Raw genomic sequence first — 19,222 nt, 5'->3', positions numbered from 1 at the left:
GTTACCGGCCGGTAACCTACGGAGCATTCGCACACCGCGAAAACCCCGTCCGCCGGCCCGGCGCGCGGAGGTGGCACGCTAGCCACGTTGCGGACCCATCGACAGGAGGTCGTAGCGGCCATGAAGATCGTCGCCCTGGTCAAGCACGTCCCGGACGCCACCGCGGAGCGGACGTTCGACGACGCGGACCACACCACCGACCGGACCGGCGTCGACGGGCTGCTGTCCGAGCTCGACGAGTACGCCATCGAATCAGCGCTGACCGTCGCCGACGGCGGCGACGCCGAGGTGGTCGCGCTCACCATGGGCCCGTCCGGCGCCGCGGACGCGATCAAGAAGGCGCTGCAGATGGGCGCCGACTCCGGTGTGCACATCAGTGACGACGCGCTGCACGGCTCGGACGCGCCGGCGACGGCGCGGGTACTGGCCGCGGCGCTGCGCCGCATCGGCGACGTCGACCTCGTCCTCACCGGGATGGCCTCGACCGACGGCGGCATGAGCGTCGTGCCGGCGATGCTCGCCGAGCACCTCGACCTCGCGCACGTGGGGTTCGTCGGTGAGTTCTCCGTCGACGACGGCACCGTGCGCTGCCGTCGCGACGGCGACACCGCCTCCGAGAGCGTCGAGGCGGCGCTACCGGCGATCGTCTCCGTCACCGACCAGATCAACGAGCCGCGTTACCCGTCGTTCAAGGGCATCATGGCGGCCAAGAAGAAGCCGGTCGAGACGTTGTCGCTGGCCGACCTGGACATCGACCCGTCGACCGTCGGGCTCGCCGCCGCGACGTCGGTCGTCGACGAGGTCACCAAGCGCCCCGAGCGGACGCAGGGCGAGATCGTCACCGACGAGGGCGACGGCGGAACCCGCCTCGTCGAGTACCTGGCCGCGCAGAAGTTCGTGTAGGGAGACCCGCGATGGCAGAGATCCTCGTCCTCGTCGACCACGTCGACGGCGACGTCCGCAAGACCACCACCGAACTGCTCACTCTCGCGCGGCGAGTCGGCGAGCCGGCCGCGGTCTTCCTCGGCCCGGGATACGACGTCGCGAAGGAGACGCTGGGACGGTTCGGCGCCGCCAAGGCCTACGTCGTCGACACCCCGGAGCTCGACGAGTACCTGGTCGCGCCGAAGGCCGAGGCGCTCGCGCAGATCGCCGGCGAGGTGCGGCCGGCCGCGGTGCTGCTGACGTCGAACGCCGACGGCAAGGAGATCGCCGGACGGCTCGCCGTCAAGCTCGGATCCGGGCTGATCACCGACGCCGTCGACGTCGCGCCCGGCGACGGTGGCGACGGCGGTGTGACCACCACCCAGTCGGTGTTCGCCGGCGGATACACGGTGGCGGCGCGGGTCAACGTCGGCACGCCGATCGTGACCGTCAAGCCGAACGCCGCCACGCCGGAACCGGCCGAGGTGACGCCCGTCGACGAGAAGGTCGACGTGTCGATCTCGGAGTCCGCGCGCAAGGCGCGTGTGGTCGAGCGGACGCCGCGGGTGGCGACCGGACGGCCCGAGCTGACCGAGGCCGGCGTCGTGGTGTCCGGAGGCCGCGGCACCGCGGGCGACTTCGTCCCGGTCGAGGCGATGGCCGACGCGCTCGGCGGTGCCGTGGGCGCCTCCCGCGCCGCCGTCGACTCCGGCTGGTATCCGCACGCGTACCAGGTCGGGCAGACCGGCAAGACCGTGTCGCCGCAGCTGTACCTGGCGGCCGGCATCTCCGGCGCCATTCAGCACCGGGCCGGGATGCAGACGTCGAAGACCATCGTGGTCGTCAACAAGGACGCCGAGGCGCCCATCTTCGCCATGGCGGACTTCGGCGTCGTCGGCGACCTGCACACCGTGCTGCCCCAAGCGGTCGAGGAGATCCGCTCCCGCTCCTGACCGCTGCGGCGCAAATGACCACGTTCACCATGGAATTCCATGCGTCACCACCCCTACAAGCCTCGTGATGCGTGGAGTCGCATGGTGACGGCCATCGCTCCGGGCGGGGCACCCAGCGTGACGACGTAGACTGGCGTGGTCATGTCTGAGCGCCGGGTGTACCTCGACCACGCGGCGACGGCGCCGATCCTGCCCGAGGTGATCGACGTCGTCGCCACGACGATGGCTACTCTCGGCAACCCGTCGTCGTTGCACGCCTCCGGGCGTCGTGCTCGCAAGCTTGTCGAGGAGTCGCGCGAATCCGTCGCCGCCAGCCTGGGTGCACGGCCGAGCGAGGTCGTGTTCACCTCCGGCGGCACCGAGGCGGACAACCTGGCCGTCAAGGGCATCTTCTGGGCGCGCCGGGCAGCCGACCCGCGCCGGGTTCGCATCCTTGCCTCCGCGGTCGAGCACCACGCCGTCCTCGACGCGCTCGACTGGCTGGCCGCGGAGCAGGGCGCCAAGGTCGAGTGGCTGCCGGTCGACCACGCGGGCCGGGTGGACGTGGACGCGTTGCGGCGCGCGGTCACCGCCGACCCGGAGTCGGTCGCCCTCGTCACCGTGATGTGGGCGAACAACGAGGTCGGGTCGCTGCAGCCGGTCGGCGAGGTGACCGCGGTGGCACGCGAGCACGGCGTGCCCGTGCACTCCGACGCCGTGCAGGCCGTCGGCAACGTGCCCGTCGACTTCGCGGAGTCGCGGCTGGACGCCCTGACCGTGTCGGGCCACAAGATCGGCGGCCCCGTGGGCTCCGGTGCCCTGCTCGCACGGCGCGAGCTCGACCTCGTCCCCGTCCAGCACGGCGGCGGCCAGGAGCGCGACGTCAGGTCGGGCACGCTCGACGCGCCGGCGGCGGCCGGCTTCGCGGCGGCCTTGCGCGCCGGCGTCCCCGACGTCCGTGAACGGGCGGGCGAGCTGGCGCGGCTGCGAGACGCGCTGGTCGACGGCGTGCGAGCGGCCGTGCCCGACGCCGTGCGCAACGGCGACCCGGCGCGTAGCCTGCCCGGGCACGCGCACTTCTCGTTCCCGGGGTGCGAGGGTGACGCGATGCTGCTGCTGCTCGACGCCGCGGGCATCGACTGCTCCACGGGTAGCGCGTGCACGGCGGGCGTGCCTCAGCCGTCACACGTGCTGCTGGCCATGGGCGTCGACCCCGAGATCGCGCGTGGGTCGCTACGGTTCACGCTCGGGCAGACGTCCACGCGCGCGGACGTCGATGCGCTGGTCGACGCCATCGGCCCGGTGGCCGAACGCGCCCGCGCGGCAGGCTTGATGAACGTGACGATGTCCCGAACGAGGTGAAGTGATCATGCGTGTCCTGGCGGCGATGTCCGGCGGTGTGGACTCCGCCGTGGCCGCGGCCCGGCTGGTCGAGGCCGGCCACGACGTCACCGGGGTCCATCTGGCGTTGTCGTCCAATCCGCAGTCCTTTCGGTCGGGGGCGCGGGGATGCTGCACCATCGAGGACTCCCGGGACGCCCGCCGCGCCGCGGACGTGCTGGGTATCCCGTTCTACGTCTGGGATCTCGCGGAACGGTTCCGTGCCGACGTCGTCGACGACTTCGTCGCCGAGTACGCCGCCGGGCGGACGCCGAACCCGTGCCTGCGCTGCAACGAGAAGATCAAGTTCGCGGCCGTGCTGGACCGGGCGCTGGCGCTCGGGTTCGACGCGGTGGGCACAGGCCACTACGCACGCGTGGTCGACACGCCGTCCGGGCGTGAGCTGCACCGCGCCGTCGACCCCGAGAAGGACCAGTCGTACGTGCTGGGCGTGCTGACCGGCGAGCAGCTCGCGCACGCGATGTTCCCGCTCGGTGACACCGTCAAGACGGACATCCGGGCCGAGGCCGAGCGCCGCGACCTCGCGGTCGCGCGTAAGCCCGACAGCCACGACATCTGTTTCATCTCCGACGGGGACACCGCCGGCTTCCTCCGTGACCAGCTGGGAGAGGCTCCCGGCGAGGTCGTCGACACCGACGGGCAGGTCGTGGGCGAGCACGACGGCACCTACGGGTTCACCATCGGCCAGCGGCGCGGCCTGCGGATCGGCACCCCGGCCGCGGACGGGCGGCCGCGGTACGTCCTCGACATCTCGCCGGTCGACCGCCGGGTGACGGTGGGGCCGCGCGAGGAACTGGCCGTCGGCGAGTTGACCGGCGTGTCGCCGCGGTGGTGCGGTGCCGCACCGGCGTCGTCGATGCGATGTTCGGCGCAGTTCCGGGCGCACGGCACGCCCGTCGACGCGTCGGTGGCGGTCTCGGCCGACGGTTCCGAGGTGGTGGTGCAGTTCGACGAGCCGCAGGAAGGTGTGGCGCCGGGCCAGGCCGTCGTCCTCTACCAGGACTCCCGCGTCATCGGCTCGGCCACGATCGACACCACCCGCGCTGCCGCACCCGTCCCGTCGTGATCATTCCGCGTCCGCTTGACGGGGATAGAAAGGTCAGTGAGTATTGAGGCAATGGATGTTGAGGTATCGCTGGAGCGGCGGGCCGCCGTCCACGCGGCGCTGGGCGACGCGGGGCGGCTCGCGATCGTCGACGCTCTGGCGGTCGGCGATCTGACCCCCGGTGAGCTGGCCGAGCGGCTCGACGTCGGTTCGAACCTGCTCGCGCACCATCTCCGGGTCCTCGAGGAAGTCGGGCTCGTCCGCCGCCGGCGCTCCGAAGGCGACCGGCGGCGCAGCTACGTCACCCTGACCGACGCGGCCTCCGTCGTGTCGTCGCCGACGGCACAGCCGAAGGCGTCACAGCACGACATCTCGCGTGTGGTGTTCGTGTGCAGCCGCAACTCCGCGCGGTCGCAGCTCGCCGCTGGGCTGTGGCGACGGTGGAGCCCGTTCCCGGTGACGTCGGCGGGAACGCACCCGGCCGAGCGGGTCCATCCCGGCGCACTGGCGGTCGCTCGCCGGCATGGCGTCACCTTGCACGCGCCCACGACGCGGCACGTCGCGGCGGTGATCCGGCCCGGCGATCTCGTCGTGGCGGTCTGCGACCAGGCACACGAGGAGCTGCCGGACGACGACCGGCTGCACTGGTCGATCCCGGATCCGGTCCGCGAGGCCTCCGACCAGGCGTTCGACGCTGTTGTCGCCGATCTCACCAGCCGGGTTCCGCGGCTGGCCGGCCAGGTCGTCCACACCGAGCACCCCGCCCACGCCACGCACCCCACCCGACGGAGGACGTCATGACCGAGCCCGCCAGCACGCCACCCGCAGCCGCTCGCGACCTGCCGCGAGACGAACGGACGCACGACGGCGGGCGACCGACGGTGGTGTTTCTGTGCGTGCACAACGCCGGGCGGTCCCAGATGGCGCTCGGGTTCTTCCGGCATCTGGCGGGTGAGCGGGCGCTGGCCCGTTCCGGCGGCTCCGAGCCGGCGAGCGAGGTGAACCCGGTGGCGGTCGAGGTCATGGCCGAGCGGGGCATCGACATCGGCACGGAGGTCCCGAAGCCGTGGAACGACGAGGTCGTCCGCGCGGCCGACGTCGTCGTCACCATGGGCTGCGGCGACACCTGCCCGGTCTTTCCCGGAACCCGGTACGAGGACTGGGCGCTGGACGACCCGGCCGGTCGGGACGTCGACGCGGTGCGGCCGATCCGCGACGAGATCGAGCGGCGGGTCCGCGATCTGCTCGAGCGCCTTGACGTCCCGGTGTCCAGCGCGACCGGGCGGGGTCAGCCGGCGACGTAGCCGACGACCAGGTCGACGACGCCGCGGTCGCGCAGGATCCGCTGGTGTCCGAGCCCTTCGGTGGTGGCGAGTTCCGCGCTCGGCCAGTCGGAGGCGAGCCGCACCCCTTGGTCGTACGGAACCTCCTTGTCGTCGCGGTCGTGCACGACGAGGGTGGGCGGCAGCTCGGTGCGTGTGCCGAGCCCGGCGATGTCGTAGTCCGACATCGGGCGTCCGGCGAGCATCTCCAGCCGCGCCATCATCGCCTGCCGTCCGCGAGGTCCCAGACCGACGGTGCGGCAGAACGCCGAGGCCACGGGTTCGACGGCGATGCTCGGTGCGATCAGCACCAGGCGCGCGGCGGGCATGCCGTCGTGTACCGCGAGCGCGGTCGTCGCGCAGCCGAGCGAGTGGGCGACGACGGCGGCCGGCTTCCCGTGTCGTCCGGTGGCGGCGACGAGGGTGTCGGTCAGTTCCGGGCCGAGTGAGCGGCCGGCGCCCAGCCGGCCGGGCGCGGACTCGCCGTGGCTGGGCGCGTCGACGGCGATCACCCGAAACCCGGCGTCGACGAGCGGTGTGACGAACGCGCCCAGCTGGCCGCGCCAGCCTCCCCACCCGTGCATCAGGTAGACCGGCGGACCGAACCCCCAGGTCTCGACGGCGACGTGCCTGCCGTCGCCGATGTCCAGCCAGGAGCGTTCGCCGGCGTCTGGCCGCTCGTCGCGGCGCCGGCCCGCGTTGCCGGGCAGGGTGCACCACAGCCGTGCCGCCCTGGCGCCGGCCGCCTTCGGGGCGAACCGTTCGAGCAGGCCGAACGATGCCCGGACGGAGGCGACCCGGAGGCGATCGTTCGCACGAACGATCGTGCGTTTTTTGGGAGAGTCGTCGGTCATCTCGGTGTGCCTCCAGCAGGTGCGGTGGGTGTGTCAGCGAGCGGGCGAGCGCGCGGCGTCGAGCAGCGTGTCGAGTGCGCGCCGGGCGCGGGCCTCGGCGCCGTCGTCGTCGAGCAGCCGGTGCGCGTGGTAGTACGACAGCATGACGCCGTCGAGGTCGGCGGCGAACTGGACCGGGTCCGCGTCCGCGCGGAAGTGCCCTTCGGTGATGCCTCCGCGGAACATGCGCGCGATGGTGTCGTAGAGGTCGCGGTGGTCACGGGCGAGCTGGTCGCGCACCGGGCCGAGCTGCTCGTCCAGCTCGGTCGCCGCCTTCACGAACAGACAGCCGCCGGGCATGCGCGCCTTTCCGCAGGTCACCCACCGTTCGAAGAGTTCGCGTACCCGCGGTTCGCCGCGTGGTGCGGCCAGCGCCGGGCGGACGACGGCGTCGACGAACTGCTCGCGTGCCTCGCGCAGCACCTCGAGCTGTAACTGTTCCTTGGACCTGAAGTGCGCGAACAGGCCGCTCTTCGACATGCCGGTGGCCGTGGCCAGGTGACCGATGCTCAGCCCGCCGAGCCCCACTCGGTACGCGGCGTCGACGCCGTGCCCGAGGATCACTCGGCGGGTGTCCGATCCTTTGGTCACGCTGCCGAGAATAGCACGATCGTTCGGTCAGGAGTCGGTGGCCGGTTCCTCCTTGCGGGCCTCGCGCGGCTCGTGGACGACGGTGACCGGGCAGGGGAGCCGGTGCAGCAGTGACCGCGCCGCCGAGCCCAGCAACAGGCCGGTGATGACGCCGTGCCCGCGCCCGCCGATCACCGCGACGTCCGCCGACTCGACATGTTTGGCCAGCGCGTTCGACGGGTTCGCGTACTCGACGGCGGTCGTGACCTCGACGTCGGGGTGGGCGCGGCGCTGCGCGTCCAGCGCGGTGCTGAACACCTTCGAGGAGTATTCCTCGAACACGGTCTCGTCGCTGCGCAACGGCTTGGCCTGCGGGTAGCCGTAGGGCAGCTCGACCGCGTGCACGGCGATCACCCGGGTGCCGCGAGCGGCGGCCAGCGCGAACGCGTACTCGACGGCCGAGCGCGACCGTTTCGACCCGTCGACGCCGAGCAGCACGTCCGCGGGGGTGTTTCCGGGCTCCCACTCGGTCGGGACCACGGTGACGGGCACGTGCGCGTGGGTGGCGCTGGCCGTCGCGGTGGAGCCGAGGAACAACGTCGCCAACGGTGGCTGCGTGGAGCGCCCGACCACGAGCATGCGGCCCTCGGAGCCGTGCCGCAGCAGCGCCTGCGGCGCCGGGCCCTCCTCGGTGACCGTGGACACCTCGAGGTCGCCGTACCCCCGCGCGGCGAGCAGGTCCTCGGTCATGCGGAACACGTTCGCGGCATGGTCCGGCCCGGACACCGGGTGCGGCACCGGATACACCTGGATGGGATAGGCATGGACCAGGCGGAGCGCATCACCGTGTGCCTGCGCTTCGCGGGCGGCCCAGTGGGTGGCGTTCAGTGCGGCAGGCGAGCCGTCCACGCCCACGACGATGGTGCGTTCGGGGTCGGAGCGGGTTCGGCCGGCCTCTTCGCGATCTCCTGTGTTCGTCATTGCACCAGCTCACCGCCGGATCCGGAAACGCGCAAGGGCTTACCCGCTCCCGGATCATGCAAACAGGCCGGTGCGGGCGTTCCTGCCGTGTCGATTTCGCGACGTCACGTTCGACGCGGAGGTGAGTCGACAACCGACAGACAGGAGGCAGGACGATGAGAAGCATGCGTGGGCGCTGGACGGCGCTGTGCACCCTACTCGGACTGGTGCTGGCCACCGCTGCACCGGCAGCCGCCGCGCCGGGCGCCGCGACGGCGGCCGTGGCAACGGAGGACGGCCGCAGTTACACCGGAACCATCGACGGTGCCGACTTCCGCGTCGAGGTCCCGGCACAGTGGAACGGCACGCTCGTGCTGTTCAGCCACGGGTACTACCCGCCGGGCATGCAGATGCCCCCGGGCGTCGCGCTGTCCACTCACTCGCGGACCGAGCAGTGGCTGCTGGAACACGGGTACGCGCTCGCCGCGTCGGACTTCACGGGCAGGACCGGTTTCGTGGTGGAGGACGCGCTGCAGGACCAGGTCGCGGTTCTGGACTGGTTCGACGAGCACGTCGGCACCCCCGAGACCACGGTGTCCAGCGGGATGTCGATGGGCGGCGGCATCGCGGCCAAGCTCTCCGAGCTCCGTCCGCGACGCTTCGACGGCGTGCTCACCGTGTGCGCCGAGTACGACTTCAACGCATCGTGGAACACCGCGCTGGACATCGCCTACGTCATCAGGACGCTGCTGGCTCCGGGCCAGGACATCGATCTGGTCGAGGCGCGTGATCCGGCACGCAGCACCGAGCTCCTGCTCGCCGCCATCGACGAGGCGACGACGACGGAGCTGGGCCGGGCCCGGCTCGCCCTGGCCGGCGCGATCGGCAACGTCCCCGGCTGGTACTCCACGCCCGATCCCGAGCCCACGGATCTCGGCGCCCGCCTGCGTCAGCAGCTCGACTGGATCCGCTACGCGTACGTCATGGGCCTCGGCCCGGCCGGCCGCGGCGACCTCGAGGCGCGAGCGGGCGGAAACCCGTCGTGGAACACCGGCGTCAACTACCGCCGGCTGTTCGCGCACTCCGCCCGGCGTGACCTGGCGGTGCAGGCATACGGCGGAGACCGCCGGCAGCTCGCCGCCGACCTGCGCAGCCTCGCGGCGGCTCCGCGGATCAGCGCCGATCCGCAGGCACGGCGGGCCATCGACGAACTCAGCGTGCGCGGCACCACGCCCGCTCCGGTACTCACCGTGCACAACACCGGCGACGGTGGCGCCCTCCCGGATCAGCAGGGCTGGTACGCGCGCCAGGTCCGCCGCAACGGTGACCGCGGCGACCTGCGGCAACTGTGGGTGCAGCGGGGCAACCACTGCGCGTTCAGCGCCGCGGACGAGATCGTCGCGCTCCGGACGCTGCTGCAGCGGGTGCAGACCGGCCGCTGGGGCCCGACGAGCCCGAGCCACCTGAACGCGGCGGTGAGCCGGTTCGACGATCGGTACGAGCGGGTGCTGGACTTCGCGTACCAGCCCGGTTGGGCGCTGCCGCCGGCGTTCACCGAGTTCCGGCCGCCACGGTCGCTGCGCCCGTCGTTCTGACCCGGCGTCGTCGCCGGCGGATCGTCGCCGCACGGACTCCGTGGGGGACGGGACGTGGACACCGGCCGGGGGAATTCGCGAGCCGGCCGCCGCGTTCCGTCCCCGGACACCGTGAAGGGAGCGGAGACAATGGCGACGGTCGACATCACCAAAGAGACGTTCAACGACGTGACGACCTCGGACGGCATCACGCTGGTGGACTTCTGGGCAGCCTGGTGCGGGCCGTGCCGGCAGTTCGCCCCCGTGTACGAGAAGGCGTCGGAACGGCACGAGGACATCGTGTTCGCGAAGGTCGACACCGAGGCCGAACGTGAGCTGGCCGGTGCGATGCAGATCACCTCGATCCCCACGCTGATGGCGATCAGGGACGGGGTCGTGCTGTACGCCGAGCCCGGCGCGCTGCCCGAGCACGCGCTGGAGGACCTCATCTCGCAGGTCCGCGCCCTGGACATGGACGAGGTGACCCGGCAGGCGGCCGAGCAGGCCGAGACGGGTTGAGGGCACCGGACGCCGGTCGCGGCGCCGTCGTAGGGTCGGTGTCCGTGGACTTCCCCTGGACCACCGGCGCCGCGACCGGCGTCGGCTCACTGCCGTACGACGACCGGGACGAGGCCGCGCGCATCGTCCTCGGTGAACTCCCGGACCTGCCGCACCTGCCGGAGCTGCCGAACCGCGGCGCCGTCGCGAGCATGGTCGCGCGCACGGCCGCGCTACTGATCGACCTGCACGTCGACCTCCAGCCGTCCGGCTGGCGGCTGATCGAGCGTGAGGGTGCGGACGAGCGGCGTGCGCGATCGGCGCTCGCCGCCGACCTGGACGCGCTCGAGATCGCCGGGCACGGGCTCACCGGCCCGGTGAAGGTCCAGGTCTGCGGCCCGTCGACGCTGGCGGCGAGTCTGGAGAAGATGCGCGGCGACCGTGCCGTCTCCGATCACGGCGCTCGCCGCGATCTGGCCGAGTCGCTGGCCGAGGGCGTCCGGACGCACGTCGCCGACGTCCGGCGCCGGTTGCCCGGCACGCAGGTGCTGCTGCAGCTCGACGAGCCGAGCCTGCCGGCGGTTCTGGCCGGGAGCATCCCCACCATCAGCGGGTACGGGCGGCTGCGTCCGGTCGAGGCACACGAGGCGGAGTCGCTGCTCGCGCTGGTCGTGCAGGCTGCGGACGTGCCCGTCGTCGTGCACAGTTGTGCCCCCGACGTGCCGGTGTCGCTGCTGCGGCGGGCCGGTGCGACGGCCGTCAGTGTGGACCCGTCCGTGCTCGGTGGCCCCGTGCTGGACGAGCTCGCCGCCGCCGTGGACGAGGGTCTGGCCGTGTGGCCGGGCGTGGTTCCGTCGACGCGACCCGCGACACCGCCGACCGAACGGGAGCTGGCACAGCGCATCGTCGGCCTGTGGCGCCGGCTCGACCAGGACCCGGCGATGACGGCGGCGCGCACCGTCGTGACGCCGGCGTGTGGCCTGGCCCGCGCGGACGCCGGGTGGGCGCGCGAGGCGTATGCGCTGGCGTCGTCGACGGCTCGAGCCTTCGCCGACATGGCGGTGGGCTGAGCCCAACCGCGTCGGGTCAGTCGGCCAGGCCGTCCAGAAAGGCCGTGATCAGGGCCTCGTTCCGAGCTCGCTCGAGGAGCGGCCGTCCGTCACCGGCAGTGCCAGAGCGGAATGGCGCTCCGGTGGCGGCGAGAGAACAGGTGGCCGATCAAGCGAGGTGCAGGTCGCGGAGCTGTCGGCGTGAAGTGACGCCGAGCTTGCGGAAGACGCTGCGAAGGTGGGCGTCGATGGTGCGCGGGCTGAGGAAGAGCTGGGCACCGGCCTCCTTGGAGGTGGCGCCGGTGGCGACCAGCCGCGCGATACGAAGCTCCTGGACGGTGAGGGCGTCGGAGGGCTGGGCGGAGCGCATGCGGGGCTGATCGCCGGTGGCTCGCAGCTCGTCGGCGGCACGGGCCGCGAACCCCTCCGCGCCCATGGCGGACAGCAGCTCGTGGGCGGTCCGGAGCTGTTCACGCGCGTCGCGGCGCCGGCCTTCGCGGCGCAACCACTCGCCGTAGAGCAGCCGGGTGCGGGCGAGATGCGCTGTCGTCCCTGCGCGGCTGAGGTCCTCGACCGACTCGCGGAACAGCGCCTCGGCGTCCGGTCCGTCCGTGGTCAGCGCTCGTGAGCGCGCATGCAGTCCGCGTGCCCACGGTGCACCCGTGGCGCGTGCCTGGACACCGAGGTCCTCCACGGCGGAGGCGACCCGCTCTGGTCGGCTCGCGCGGACGGCCGCCTCGACGAGCTCCGGCAGCGCCATCGCCGCGTGCACCATCTCGCCGGAGTCCCGTACCCGCTCGGCGGCCTCCAAGGCCGTGTCGTGGTCGTCCAGGCCGTTGTGCAGCACAGCGAGCGCGTAGTCGGCGATGGTGATCGCCGTGCCCTCGCCTCGCCGGGTCGCGTCGTCGACGCTCGTGCGGTGCAACTCGGTGGCCTCGGCGTGGTCCCCCCGCCAGGCCGCCAGCAAGAGCCTGCCGTGTGGGATCGGTGCGCTGCGCGTCGCCCCGGCGATCGTGTCGGACTCGTCGATGAGCTCGGCGACGCGGCTCAGTTCGCCGTCCTGCACCAGCACCGTCGCGAGGAAGTTGAGCGCGAACGGCAGCGTCGTCAGCGCGCCCCTCTCACGGGCGTGCCGTACGAAGTCCGTGCCGAGAGCACGGGCTGCGGCGGCGTCCCACAGGCCCAGGGCGGTATGGCAGAACAGCCACTGCCGGCCGAACCCGTCCTCGTCGGCGGGTGCTGGCGTGTCGCCGCAGGACTCGACCGCCCGGCGCAGAGCGGGCACGCTCTGCGGGTATCCCGCCACGAAGTGCGTCACCAGACCGTCGAGCAGAAGGTCCAGCGGTCGGGGTGGCGTGGCGGGCGGGGGCGCTGTCCGTGCTGCCTCGGCGACCTCCGTCACCCCTCCGCCCTGGCCGAACCTGCCGACGAGCATTGCCGCCTCGATGGCGTGCAGCGCGGTCTCGCGGGACAGCGCGGCGTCGAAGGGGCCGAGCAACTTCGCCGCGTCCAGCAACTTCCCCGGCACGTCGCTGCCGCGGGTCGTGTGGAACGCGACCTGTGCCCGCAGGAGCTCCGCCCGGGCGCGGCCGGCCTCGTCGAGGGTTCCGCGCGTGGCGGCGGCGAGCAGCTGCACGGCGGCGTCGGACGCGCCGGCCTGGTGCTTGGCGTAGGCCGCGTCCAGGGTGCGGCGCGCCCGGGTGGCGGGGTCAGGGCTCAGCGCGGCCGACCGCTCCAGGAACAGTGCCGCCGCCGCAGGGCCGCCTCGCGCTCTGGCCCGGCCCGCGGCGAGCTGCAGTTCGGCGGCGATCGCCTCGTCGGTGCCGAGCACCGCCTGGGCCTGGTGCCAGGTGTGGCGGTCGGGGTCGGTCCGCGCGTCGATCGAGGCGGCGATCGCGCCGTGAGCCCGGCGGCGATCGGCGGCGGCCGCCGCTCCGTAGACGGCCGAGCGCGCCAACGGGTGCGGGAACTGCACGCGCGTCCCCAACTCCAGCAGCCCGGCGGCCTGCGCGGGCTCCGCGTCGTCCACGCCGAGACCGAGGTGGTCGCAGGCGCGTCGGAAGAACTCCACGTCACCGAAGGGCTCTGCCGCCGCTACGAGCAACATCAGCTGCGTCGGCTCGGGCAGCACGGCGATACGCCGCCGGAAGCTCTCCTCGATGCCCTCCGGTACGGTCACGGCGTCCGGCAGGCCGAACCCGCCGGCCAGTTCCGTCGGCCCGGCGTGCTGGGCCAGCTCGAGCAGAGCCAGTGGGTTCCCCCGCGCCTCGGCGACGATGCGGTCGCGTACGCCGGCGTCGAGCGGTTCGTGGACCGCCGCGGTCAGGACGGAGCGAGCATCGTCGTCGGGCAGGCCGCCGACGTCCAGGACCGGCAGGTCGGCGAGCAGCGCTCCGGTTTCGCTGTCACGTGCCGGGTCGCGTAGCCCGAACACGAGCGCCAGGGGGTCCGCGTGCACCCGGCGCGCCACGAACGCCAGCATCTGCAGCGACACCGTGTCGAGCCACTGGGCGTCGTCCACCACGCACAGAAGCGGGCGCTCGTCCGCCGCCTCGGCCAGCAGGCCGAGGGTGGCGAGCCCGACGAGGAACGGATCGGGCCGATCGCCGCTGCGGCGGCCCAGCCCCACAGCGAGGGCGCTCTGCTGCGGTTCGGGCAGGGCGCCGAGGTGCTCCAGGACCGGGGCGCAGAGCTGATGCAGTCCCGCGAACGCGAACCCGGACTCCGCCTCGACGCCCACCGCGTGCACCACGCGGAACCCGGACGCGGCGTCGCGTGCGTGGCGTAGCAGCGCCGTCTTGCCGATGCCGGCCTCGCCGCGCACGACGAGCACGCCACTGCGGCCGGCCTGCGCGTGCGCGAGCAGGCGGTCCACTGCCTCGCGCTCGGCATGGCGGCCTCTCATCGCTCGACAGCCTAGTGCGACGCCGGTCGAGTAGGCGATCGCCGCCGCACGACTAGGCGACGATCGCCGATGCCGACGCGTGCCCGGCCGGACGAACCTGATGCCTACCGGGCGGCCATGCCCGGGAAGCGCACAGGAAGGAACGCCAGGCATGTCCACACCCACTGTTCGGCGACAGCAGCCCATCGGAACCGGATTCACCGCCGCGTCCACCGTCGATGACGTCCTGGAGGGCCTCGACCTGTCCGGAACGAACGTCGTGATCACCGGCGGGCACGTCGGTCTCGGTCTCGAGATGACGCGCGCGCTCAGCGGGGCGGGTGCCGCGGTCACGATCGGTGCCCGCAACCCGGACCGTGCCGCCGTCGCCGTGGAAGGTATCGAGCGCGTCGAGGTGGAGCGGCTGGACCTGATCGATCCCGCGTCGGTCGACGAGTTCGTGGCCCGTTACCTCGAGACGGAGCGTCGGCTGCACGTCCTGATCAACAACGCCGGCGTCATGGGCGGTCCGCTGGTGCGCGACGCCCGCGGGTACGAGTCGCACCTCGCGACCAACCATCTGGGCCACTTCCAGCTCACCAACGGCCTGCTGGCCGCGTTGCGCGCCGCTCACGGCGCCCGGGTCGTCACCATGACGTCGGGGGCGCATCGCCTCGCCGACATCCGGTGGGACGACCCGAACTTCACCACGACCGACTACGACGGTCATGTCGCCTACGGCCAGTCGAAGACCGCCAACGTGCTGTTCGCGGTCGAGCTGGACCGGCGGTGCTCCGGTGACGGGATCCGGGGCTATGTCGTGCACCCGGGCATCATCATGGGCACGAACCTGGGGCCGGCGCGCGGCGCGGGTGAGGCGCCGGAGCTCTCGCTGCCCGAAGAGGTGCTGCGCGACAGCGGCATCATCGATGAGGCCGGCAATCCGGTCATCGCGCCGGAACACGGGCTGAAGACGCCTGCGCAGGGGGCCAGCACCGCGGTGTTCGCGGCGACCAGCCCGTTGCTCGCCGGCATCGGCGGCGTCTACCTCAAGGACAACGACATCTCGCCGGTCGACCCCACACCGCCGACCGCCGAGTTCGACGGTCCTCCGCCCACCGACGTCGCACCGCACGCCATCGACCCGGACTCCGCGCGGCGGCTCTGGGACCTCAGCGAGCAGCTGCTCGACGCCTGACCCGCCGCGGCACACGACGTCCGCCGGAAACGGCACACCAGGAGGAGTGATCGACATGTCCACGTCCACCACGATCGGAACCACACCGCCGGTCGCCGAGGAGGCGCGGAGGACCGTCCCCGACTTCGTCCGCGCCGGTGACCACCTCATGTGGATCGACGGCCGCCAGACCCCCGGCTCGTCGGGGGAGACGCTGGCGACCATCGACCCCACCACCGAGGAGAAGCTGGCCGGCATCGGCCGCGGCACCGCCGACGACGTCGACACGGCCGTCCGGGCCGCCCAGCGGGCGTTCACCGACCCGTCCTGGTCCGGCATCGACCCGGACCGCCGCGGCCGGATCCTCACCCAGGTCGCCGACGTCTTCGACGAGCACGGCGACGAACTGGCGAACATCGAGTCGCGCACCATGGGCATGCCCCACCGCATGACGCGGCACATGATGGGCGCGGTCGCCCAGACCTACCGGCACTTCGCCGGCTGGCCGACCAGGCTCAACGGGCACACCGTCGCGCTCGGACCGGACCGGCTGGGGTACACCCGCAAGGAGCCGCTCGGCGTCGTCGGGTGCATCTGGGGCTGGAACGGCCCCATGCCGCAACTCGCGCTGAAGCTGGCCCCGGCGCTGGCGGCGGGCAACACCGCGGTGCTCAAGCCGCCGGAGTGGGCGTCGCTGACGACTCTGCGCTTCGCCGAGCTCCTGCACCAGGAGACGGACCTACCCGCAGGCGTCGTCAACGTCGTCACCGGGTCGGGCAGCGTGGTGGGGGAGGCGCTGGTCCGCCACCCCGGCGTGGCCAAGATCGCCTTCACCGGGTCGACCCGGGTGGGCAGGCACGTGCACGAGGTGGCCAGCGCCGACCTCAAGCGGCTCACCCTGGAGCTGGGCGGCAAGTCGCCCGTCGTCGTGTTCGCCGACGCCGACCTGGAAGCGACCGCGCGCGGCGTCGCGATCGCGCTCCTGGGCGGCAGCGGGCAGGCCTGCACCGCCGGGACCCGCATCCTCGTCCAGGAGAGCGTCCGCGAGGAGTTCGCCGAGCGGTTGTCCGCCGCCGTCGCGGCGTTCACGGTCGGTGACCCGTTCGACCCGGCCACGATGATGGGGCCGCTGGCCACCCGGCAGCACTTCGACCACGTGACCGGCTACCTCGACGTCGCCGCCCAGGAAGGGGCGCACACCCGCACCGGCGGCTCGCGGTACGGCGACCGCGGGTTCTTCGTCGAGCCCACCCTGCTGGACGAGGTCACCCCGGACATGCGGGTGGTGCGGGAGGAGATCTTCGGCCCGGTCGGCGCGTTGATGAGCTTCACCGACACCGCCGACGCGATCACCAAGGCCAACCAGACCGAGTACGGACTGGCGGCGTCGGTGTGGACGAGCGACCTCACCACCGCCCACCGGGTCGCCGACGGCGTCGACGCCGGCACCGTCTGGGTCAACACCCACCACGAGATGACCACCGGCCCGATGCCGTTCTCCGGATTCAAACAGTCCGGTGTCGGCGGCGAAGGCGGTCCGGAAGTGATGGACGCCTTCACGAAACACAAGGCCGTCCTCCTCGCGCTGTGACACCTCGCCCGGGCGGCCGGTTCCGCCGGCCGCCCGGGTCTTCCGCCCTCTCGAAAGGCAGAACGATGACCACCGTCTCCGAACGGCCCACCCCCACCAGCGTCGCCGGCATCATCCTGCTGCTCGGCGCCCTCGTCGCCGTCGGCCCGCTCACCATCGACATGTACCTACCGGCCCTGCCCGCGATCGTCGACGACCTCGGCACCACCGAAGCCCTGGTCCAGTTCACCCTGACCGGGACCCTGCTCGGGCTGGGACTCGGTCAGCTGCTCATCGGCCCGCTGTCCGACGTCGCGGGCCGGCGCCGTCCTCTCCTGGCCGGTCTCGCCCTGCACGTCGCGGCGTCGTTGCTGTCGGTCGTCGCGTGGGACATCTGGGTCCTGGGCGCCCTGAGGGTCCTGCAGGGCGTGGGTGCGGCGGCCGCCACCGTCGTGGCGATGGCCGTCGTGCGCGACCTGTTCGACGGGCGCGCCGCCGCGACGGCGATCTCTCGGCTCATGCTCGTCATGGGCGCCGCGCCGATCCTCGCCCCGACGCTGGGCAGCGCGGTGCTGCTCGCCGGATCGTGGCGATGGGTGTTCGGCGCGCTGGCGGTGCTCGGCGCCGCCCTGATCGTCCTCGCGGCCGCTGCGCTGCCCGAGACGCTCCCGTCGCAGCGGCGCCGGCACGCCGGCACGGTCCAGGTGTGGCGCGCCTACCGGCCGCTCCTCGGCGATGGCCGGTTCGTCCTGCTGGCGCTGGTCACCGGGCTGGCCTTCGGCGCGATCTTCTCCTACGTCGCCGGGTCCAGCTTCGTGCTGCAGCAGCAGTTCGGCCTCGACGAGCAGCAGTTCGGCCTGGTCTTCGGTGCCTCGGCCTTCGCCTTGATCGGCGGCGCCCAGCTCAACCCTCCACTGCTACGCCGGTTCGGCTCGCAGGCGATCGCGGGCGGCGCGCTGGCGACGGTCGTCGCCTCCGGTGTCGTCATGACGGCGCTGCAGGTCGCCGGAGCCGGAGGTCTGGCGGGCTTCGTCGTCCCGGTGCTGTGCATGCTGGCCGGAGGTGCGCTCGTCGTCCCGAACACGACGGCACTGGCGCTGTCCCGGCACGGTGAGGCGGCCGGGACCGCCGCGGCCGTCGTCGGGGCGATCCAGTTCAGCCTCGGTGCGCTCGTCGCCCCGGCCGTCGGGATGCTCGGCAACGACGGCACCGCCACCGCGACGGCCATGACGGGCTCCGCGGTGGCCGGCGGAATCGCCCTGGCCGCGATCGCCGTCCAGGACCGCGCGAAGACCACTGCCGGACTGTCACGCAAGAAGTCGGGACTGCCGAGTAGTCAACGTCCAGCCGCTGTCGAGCAGGTTTGAGCGGACGGACACATCGAAGACGAGCCCACCGGGCTCGGCGCAATCGTCAGACCACCATCCGATCGAAGGAGTCACACCCCATGAGCGTCCCCACACCGGTCACCGAAGACGCCGGCATCCCCACGACCACTCCGACGCCCATCGTCAGCTACCTGCCGGTGACGCTGAACGTGCCCGGCCGGCACGTCGACCTGCAGGTCAAGGTCACCATGCCGGCGACCGGCGATGACCTGCCCATCCTGCTGTTCTCGCACGGACACGGCCCGTCGACGTTCGTGTCGTCGTTCAACGGCTACGGCCCGTTGACGAACTTCTGGGCGGCCCGGGGGTTCGTCGTCGTGCAGCCGACGCACCAGGACTCGCTCGCTCTCGGGCTGCGGGGCCTCGACGATCCGGACGCCCCGCTGTACTCCGTTTCGCGGGCCGACGACATGGTGTTCATCCTCGACCACCTCGACGACATCGAAGCGGCCGTGCCGGGCCTGGCCGGCCGGACCGACCGCACGAGGATCGCCGCTGTCGGGCACTCGCTGGGCGGGCACACCGTCAGCATGCTGCGGGGCGCGGAGATGGAGCACCCTGCCACCCAGGAGGTCGTCTCGTTCAACGACGACCGCATCGCCGTCGGTGTCGACATCGCCGGCCCGGGCGACGGTCGTGAGCTGGCGGAGTTCGCGGACACGAACTACCCGGCGCTGCGGTCGTTGCGGTTCGACGCCATGACCGCAGCGATGATGGTGGTGGTCGGCGAGAACGACCAGAACCCGATGTTCTCGGACAACGCGAGGTGGCGCGAGCAGCCCTACGACCTCGGCCCGTCCCCGAAGACACGGCTGTACGTGTACGGCGCCGAGCACGGCTTCGGCGGCATCTCGATGTGGGACGGGGCCGAGACCACCGACGAGAACCCGGAGCGGGTCGCGGCTGTCCGGTCGCTGATCTGGGCGTTCCTGCGCTCGTCCCTGTACCCGGGCGACCCGGCGTGGGACAGGGCCCGGGCAGCGCTCGAGAGCTCGACCACCCCGCCGGCGGCGGTGACGTCGAAGTAGCCCGCCG

The 19,222-nt window shown here is 72.5% G+C and carries 16 protein-coding genes and 1 pseudogene; 13 read left to right on the top strand and 4 right to left on the bottom strand.

Annotated elements, in window-relative coordinates:
• Positions 1 to 120 precede the first annotated feature (120 nt).
• From CLV30_RS06165 to CLV30_RS06140, 6 genes and pseudogenes are all read left to right on the top strand, one after another.
• Complete coding sequence (locus CLV30_RS06165; RefSeq protein WP_106536308.1) at positions 121 to 903, top strand: electron transfer flavoprotein subunit beta/FixA family protein; 783 nt, start codon at positions 121 to 123, stop codon at positions 901 to 903.
• An 11-nt stretch (positions 904 to 914) separates the two neighbouring features.
• Complete coding sequence (locus CLV30_RS06160; protein WP_106536307.1) at positions 915 to 1,877, top strand: electron transfer flavoprotein subunit alpha/FixB family protein; 963 nt, start codon at positions 915 to 917, stop codon at positions 1,875 to 1,877.
• Between the two features lie 141 nt (positions 1,878 to 2,018).
• Positions 2,019 to 3,218 (top strand): cysteine desulfurase family protein, encoded by a 1,200-nt coding sequence (locus CLV30_RS06155; protein ID WP_106536409.1) that lies wholly within the window; start codon positions 2,019 to 2,021, stop codon positions 3,216 to 3,218.
• A 7-nt stretch (positions 3,219 to 3,225) separates the two neighbouring features.
• Positions 3,226 to 4,323: a tRNA 2-thiouridine(34) synthase MnmA gene (mnmA, locus tag CLV30_RS06150; RefSeq protein WP_106536408.1), complete on the top strand. Its 1,098-nt coding sequence runs from the start codon at positions 3,226 to 3,228 to the stop codon at positions 4,321 to 4,323.
• Between the two features lie 51 nt (positions 4,324 to 4,374).
• Positions 4,375 to 5,103, top strand: a complete 729-nt coding sequence (locus tag CLV30_RS06145; protein WP_106536306.1) for an arsenate reductase/protein-tyrosine-phosphatase family protein — start codon at positions 4,375 to 4,377, stop codon at positions 5,101 to 5,103.
• 65 nt (positions 5,104 to 5,168) lie between these two features.
• A pseudogene (locus CLV30_RS06140) lies at positions 5,169 to 5,606 on the top strand (arsenate reductase ArsC); the annotation flags it as partial.
• Here CLV30_RS06140 and CLV30_RS06135 read toward each other — a convergent pair.
• The 3 genes from CLV30_RS06135 to CLV30_RS06125 are packed head-to-tail and all read right to left on the bottom strand — an operon-like array spanning position 5,591 to position 8,068.
• Positions 5,591 to 6,478: an alpha/beta fold hydrolase gene (locus CLV30_RS06135; protein ID WP_106536304.1), complete on the bottom strand. Its 888-nt coding sequence runs from the start codon at positions 6,476 to 6,478 to the stop codon at positions 5,591 to 5,593. The pseudogene CLV30_RS06140 and the gene CLV30_RS06135 overlap by 16 nt on opposite strands.
• A gap of 33 nt (positions 6,479 to 6,511) precedes the next feature.
• A complete protein-coding gene (locus CLV30_RS06130) occupies positions 6,512 to 7,108 on the bottom strand; it encodes a TetR/AcrR family transcriptional regulator (protein ID WP_106536303.1) in 597 nt (198 codons plus the stop codon).
• A gap of 27 nt (positions 7,109 to 7,135) precedes the next feature.
• Positions 7,136 to 8,068: a universal stress protein gene (locus CLV30_RS06125; protein WP_106536302.1), complete on the bottom strand. Its 933-nt coding sequence runs from the start codon at positions 8,066 to 8,068 to the stop codon at positions 7,136 to 7,138.
• Between the two features lie 155 nt (positions 8,069 to 8,223).
• Between CLV30_RS06125 and CLV30_RS06120 the strand changes: the two genes are divergently transcribed.
• From CLV30_RS06120 to CLV30_RS06110, 3 genes are all read left to right on the top strand, one after another.
• Positions 8,224 to 9,642 carry an alpha/beta hydrolase family protein gene (locus tag CLV30_RS06120; protein ID WP_129710953.1) on the top strand — a complete coding sequence of 473 codons (1,419 nt, stop codon included), beginning with the start codon at positions 8,224 to 8,226 and terminating at the stop codon, positions 9,640 to 9,642.
• A gap of 129 nt (positions 9,643 to 9,771) precedes the next feature.
• Positions 9,772 to 10,140, top strand: a complete 369-nt coding sequence (gene trxA, locus CLV30_RS06115; protein ID WP_106536300.1) for a thioredoxin — start codon at positions 9,772 to 9,774, stop codon at positions 10,138 to 10,140.
• Between the two features lie 44 nt (positions 10,141 to 10,184).
• Positions 10,185 to 11,189, top strand: coding sequence for a uroporphyrinogen decarboxylase/cobalamine-independent methonine synthase family protein (locus tag CLV30_RS06110; protein ID WP_106536407.1), 1,005 nt, complete (start codon positions 10,185 to 10,187; stop codon positions 11,187 to 11,189).
• Positions 11,190 to 11,337: 148 nt separating this feature from the next.
• Here CLV30_RS06110 and CLV30_RS06105 read toward each other — a convergent pair whose 3' ends face one another.
• Positions 11,338 to 14,073 carry an ATP-binding protein gene (locus CLV30_RS06105; RefSeq protein WP_106536299.1) on the bottom strand — a complete coding sequence of 912 codons (2,736 nt, stop codon included), beginning with the start codon at positions 14,071 to 14,073 and terminating at the stop codon, positions 11,338 to 11,340.
• Positions 14,074 to 14,224: 151 nt separating this feature from the next.
• Between CLV30_RS06105 and CLV30_RS06100 the strand changes: the two genes are divergently transcribed.
• The 4 genes from CLV30_RS06100 (at position 14,225) to CLV30_RS06085 (ending at position 19,215) form a co-directional block, all read left to right on the top strand.
• Positions 14,225 to 15,250, top strand: coding sequence for an SDR family NAD(P)-dependent oxidoreductase (locus tag CLV30_RS06100; RefSeq protein WP_106536298.1), 1,026 nt, complete (start codon positions 14,225 to 14,227; stop codon positions 15,248 to 15,250).
• A gap of 55 nt (positions 15,251 to 15,305) precedes the next feature.
• Positions 15,306 to 16,820 (top strand): aldehyde dehydrogenase family protein, encoded by a 1,515-nt coding sequence (locus tag CLV30_RS06095; protein WP_106536406.1) that lies wholly within the window; start codon positions 15,306 to 15,308, stop codon positions 16,818 to 16,820.
• 65 nt (positions 16,821 to 16,885) lie between these two features.
• Positions 16,886 to 18,166 carry a multidrug effflux MFS transporter gene (locus CLV30_RS06090; protein WP_106536297.1) on the top strand — a complete coding sequence of 427 codons (1,281 nt, stop codon included), beginning with the start codon at positions 16,886 to 16,888 and terminating at the stop codon, positions 18,164 to 18,166.
• Between the two features lie 80 nt (positions 18,167 to 18,246).
• Positions 18,247 to 19,215, top strand: a complete 969-nt coding sequence (locus tag CLV30_RS06085; RefSeq protein WP_106536296.1) for an alpha/beta hydrolase family protein — start codon at positions 18,247 to 18,249, stop codon at positions 19,213 to 19,215.
• Positions 19,216 to 19,222: the final 7 nt, after the last annotated feature.

The organism is Haloactinopolyspora alba (assembly GCF_003014555.1).
GTDB classification, from domain to species: Bacteria; Actinomycetota; Actinomycetes; order Jiangellales; family Jiangellaceae; genus Haloactinopolyspora; species Haloactinopolyspora alba.
This window is presented reverse-complemented; position numbering and strand designations above follow the sequence as displayed.

Bases quoted from the DNA above. Each gene is read 5' to 3' on its own strand.
- CLV30_RS06090 (WP_106536297.1), top strand. From the start codon at position 16,886: ATGACCACCGTCTCCGAACGGCCCACCCCCACCAGCGTCGCCGGCATC.
- CLV30_RS06120 (WP_129710953.1), top strand. From the start codon at position 8,224: ATGAGAAGCATGCGTGGGCGCTGGACGGCGCTGTGCACCCTACTCGGA.
- mnmA (WP_106536408.1), top strand. From the start codon at position 3,226: ATGCGTGTCCTGGCGGCGATGTCCGGCGGTGTGGACTCCGCCGTGGCC.
- CLV30_RS06145 (WP_106536306.1), top strand. From the start codon at position 4,375: ATGGATGTTGAGGTATCGCTGGAGCGGCGGGCCGCCGTCCACGCGGCG.
- CLV30_RS06135 (WP_106536304.1), bottom strand. From the start codon at position 6,478: ATGACCGACGACTCTCCCAAAAAACGCACGATCGTTCGTGCGAACGAT.
- CLV30_RS06165 (WP_106536308.1), top strand. From the start codon at position 121: ATGAAGATCGTCGCCCTGGTCAAGCACGTCCCGGACGCCACCGCGGAG.
- CLV30_RS06095 (WP_106536406.1), top strand. From the start codon at position 15,306: ATGTCCACGTCCACCACGATCGGAACCACACCGCCGGTCGCCGAGGAG.
- CLV30_RS06100 (WP_106536298.1), top strand. From the start codon at position 14,225: ATGTCCACACCCACTGTTCGGCGACAGCAGCCCATCGGAACCGGATTC.
- CLV30_RS06155 (WP_106536409.1), top strand. From the start codon at position 2,019: ATGTCTGAGCGCCGGGTGTACCTCGACCACGCGGCGACGGCGCCGATC.
- CLV30_RS06085 (WP_106536296.1), top strand. From the start codon at position 18,247: ATGAGCGTCCCCACACCGGTCACCGAAGACGCCGGCATCCCCACGACC.
- CLV30_RS06125 (WP_106536302.1), bottom strand. From the start codon at position 8,068: ATGACGAACACAGGAGATCGCGAAGAGGCCGGCCGAACCCGCTCCGAC.
- trxA (WP_106536300.1), top strand. From the start codon at position 9,772: ATGGCGACGGTCGACATCACCAAAGAGACGTTCAACGACGTGACGACC.
- CLV30_RS06105 (WP_106536299.1), bottom strand. From the start codon at position 14,073: ATGAGAGGCCGCCATGCCGAGCGCGAGGCAGTGGACCGCCTGCTCGCG.
- CLV30_RS06160 (WP_106536307.1), top strand. From the start codon at position 915: ATGGCAGAGATCCTCGTCCTCGTCGACCACGTCGACGGCGACGTCCGC.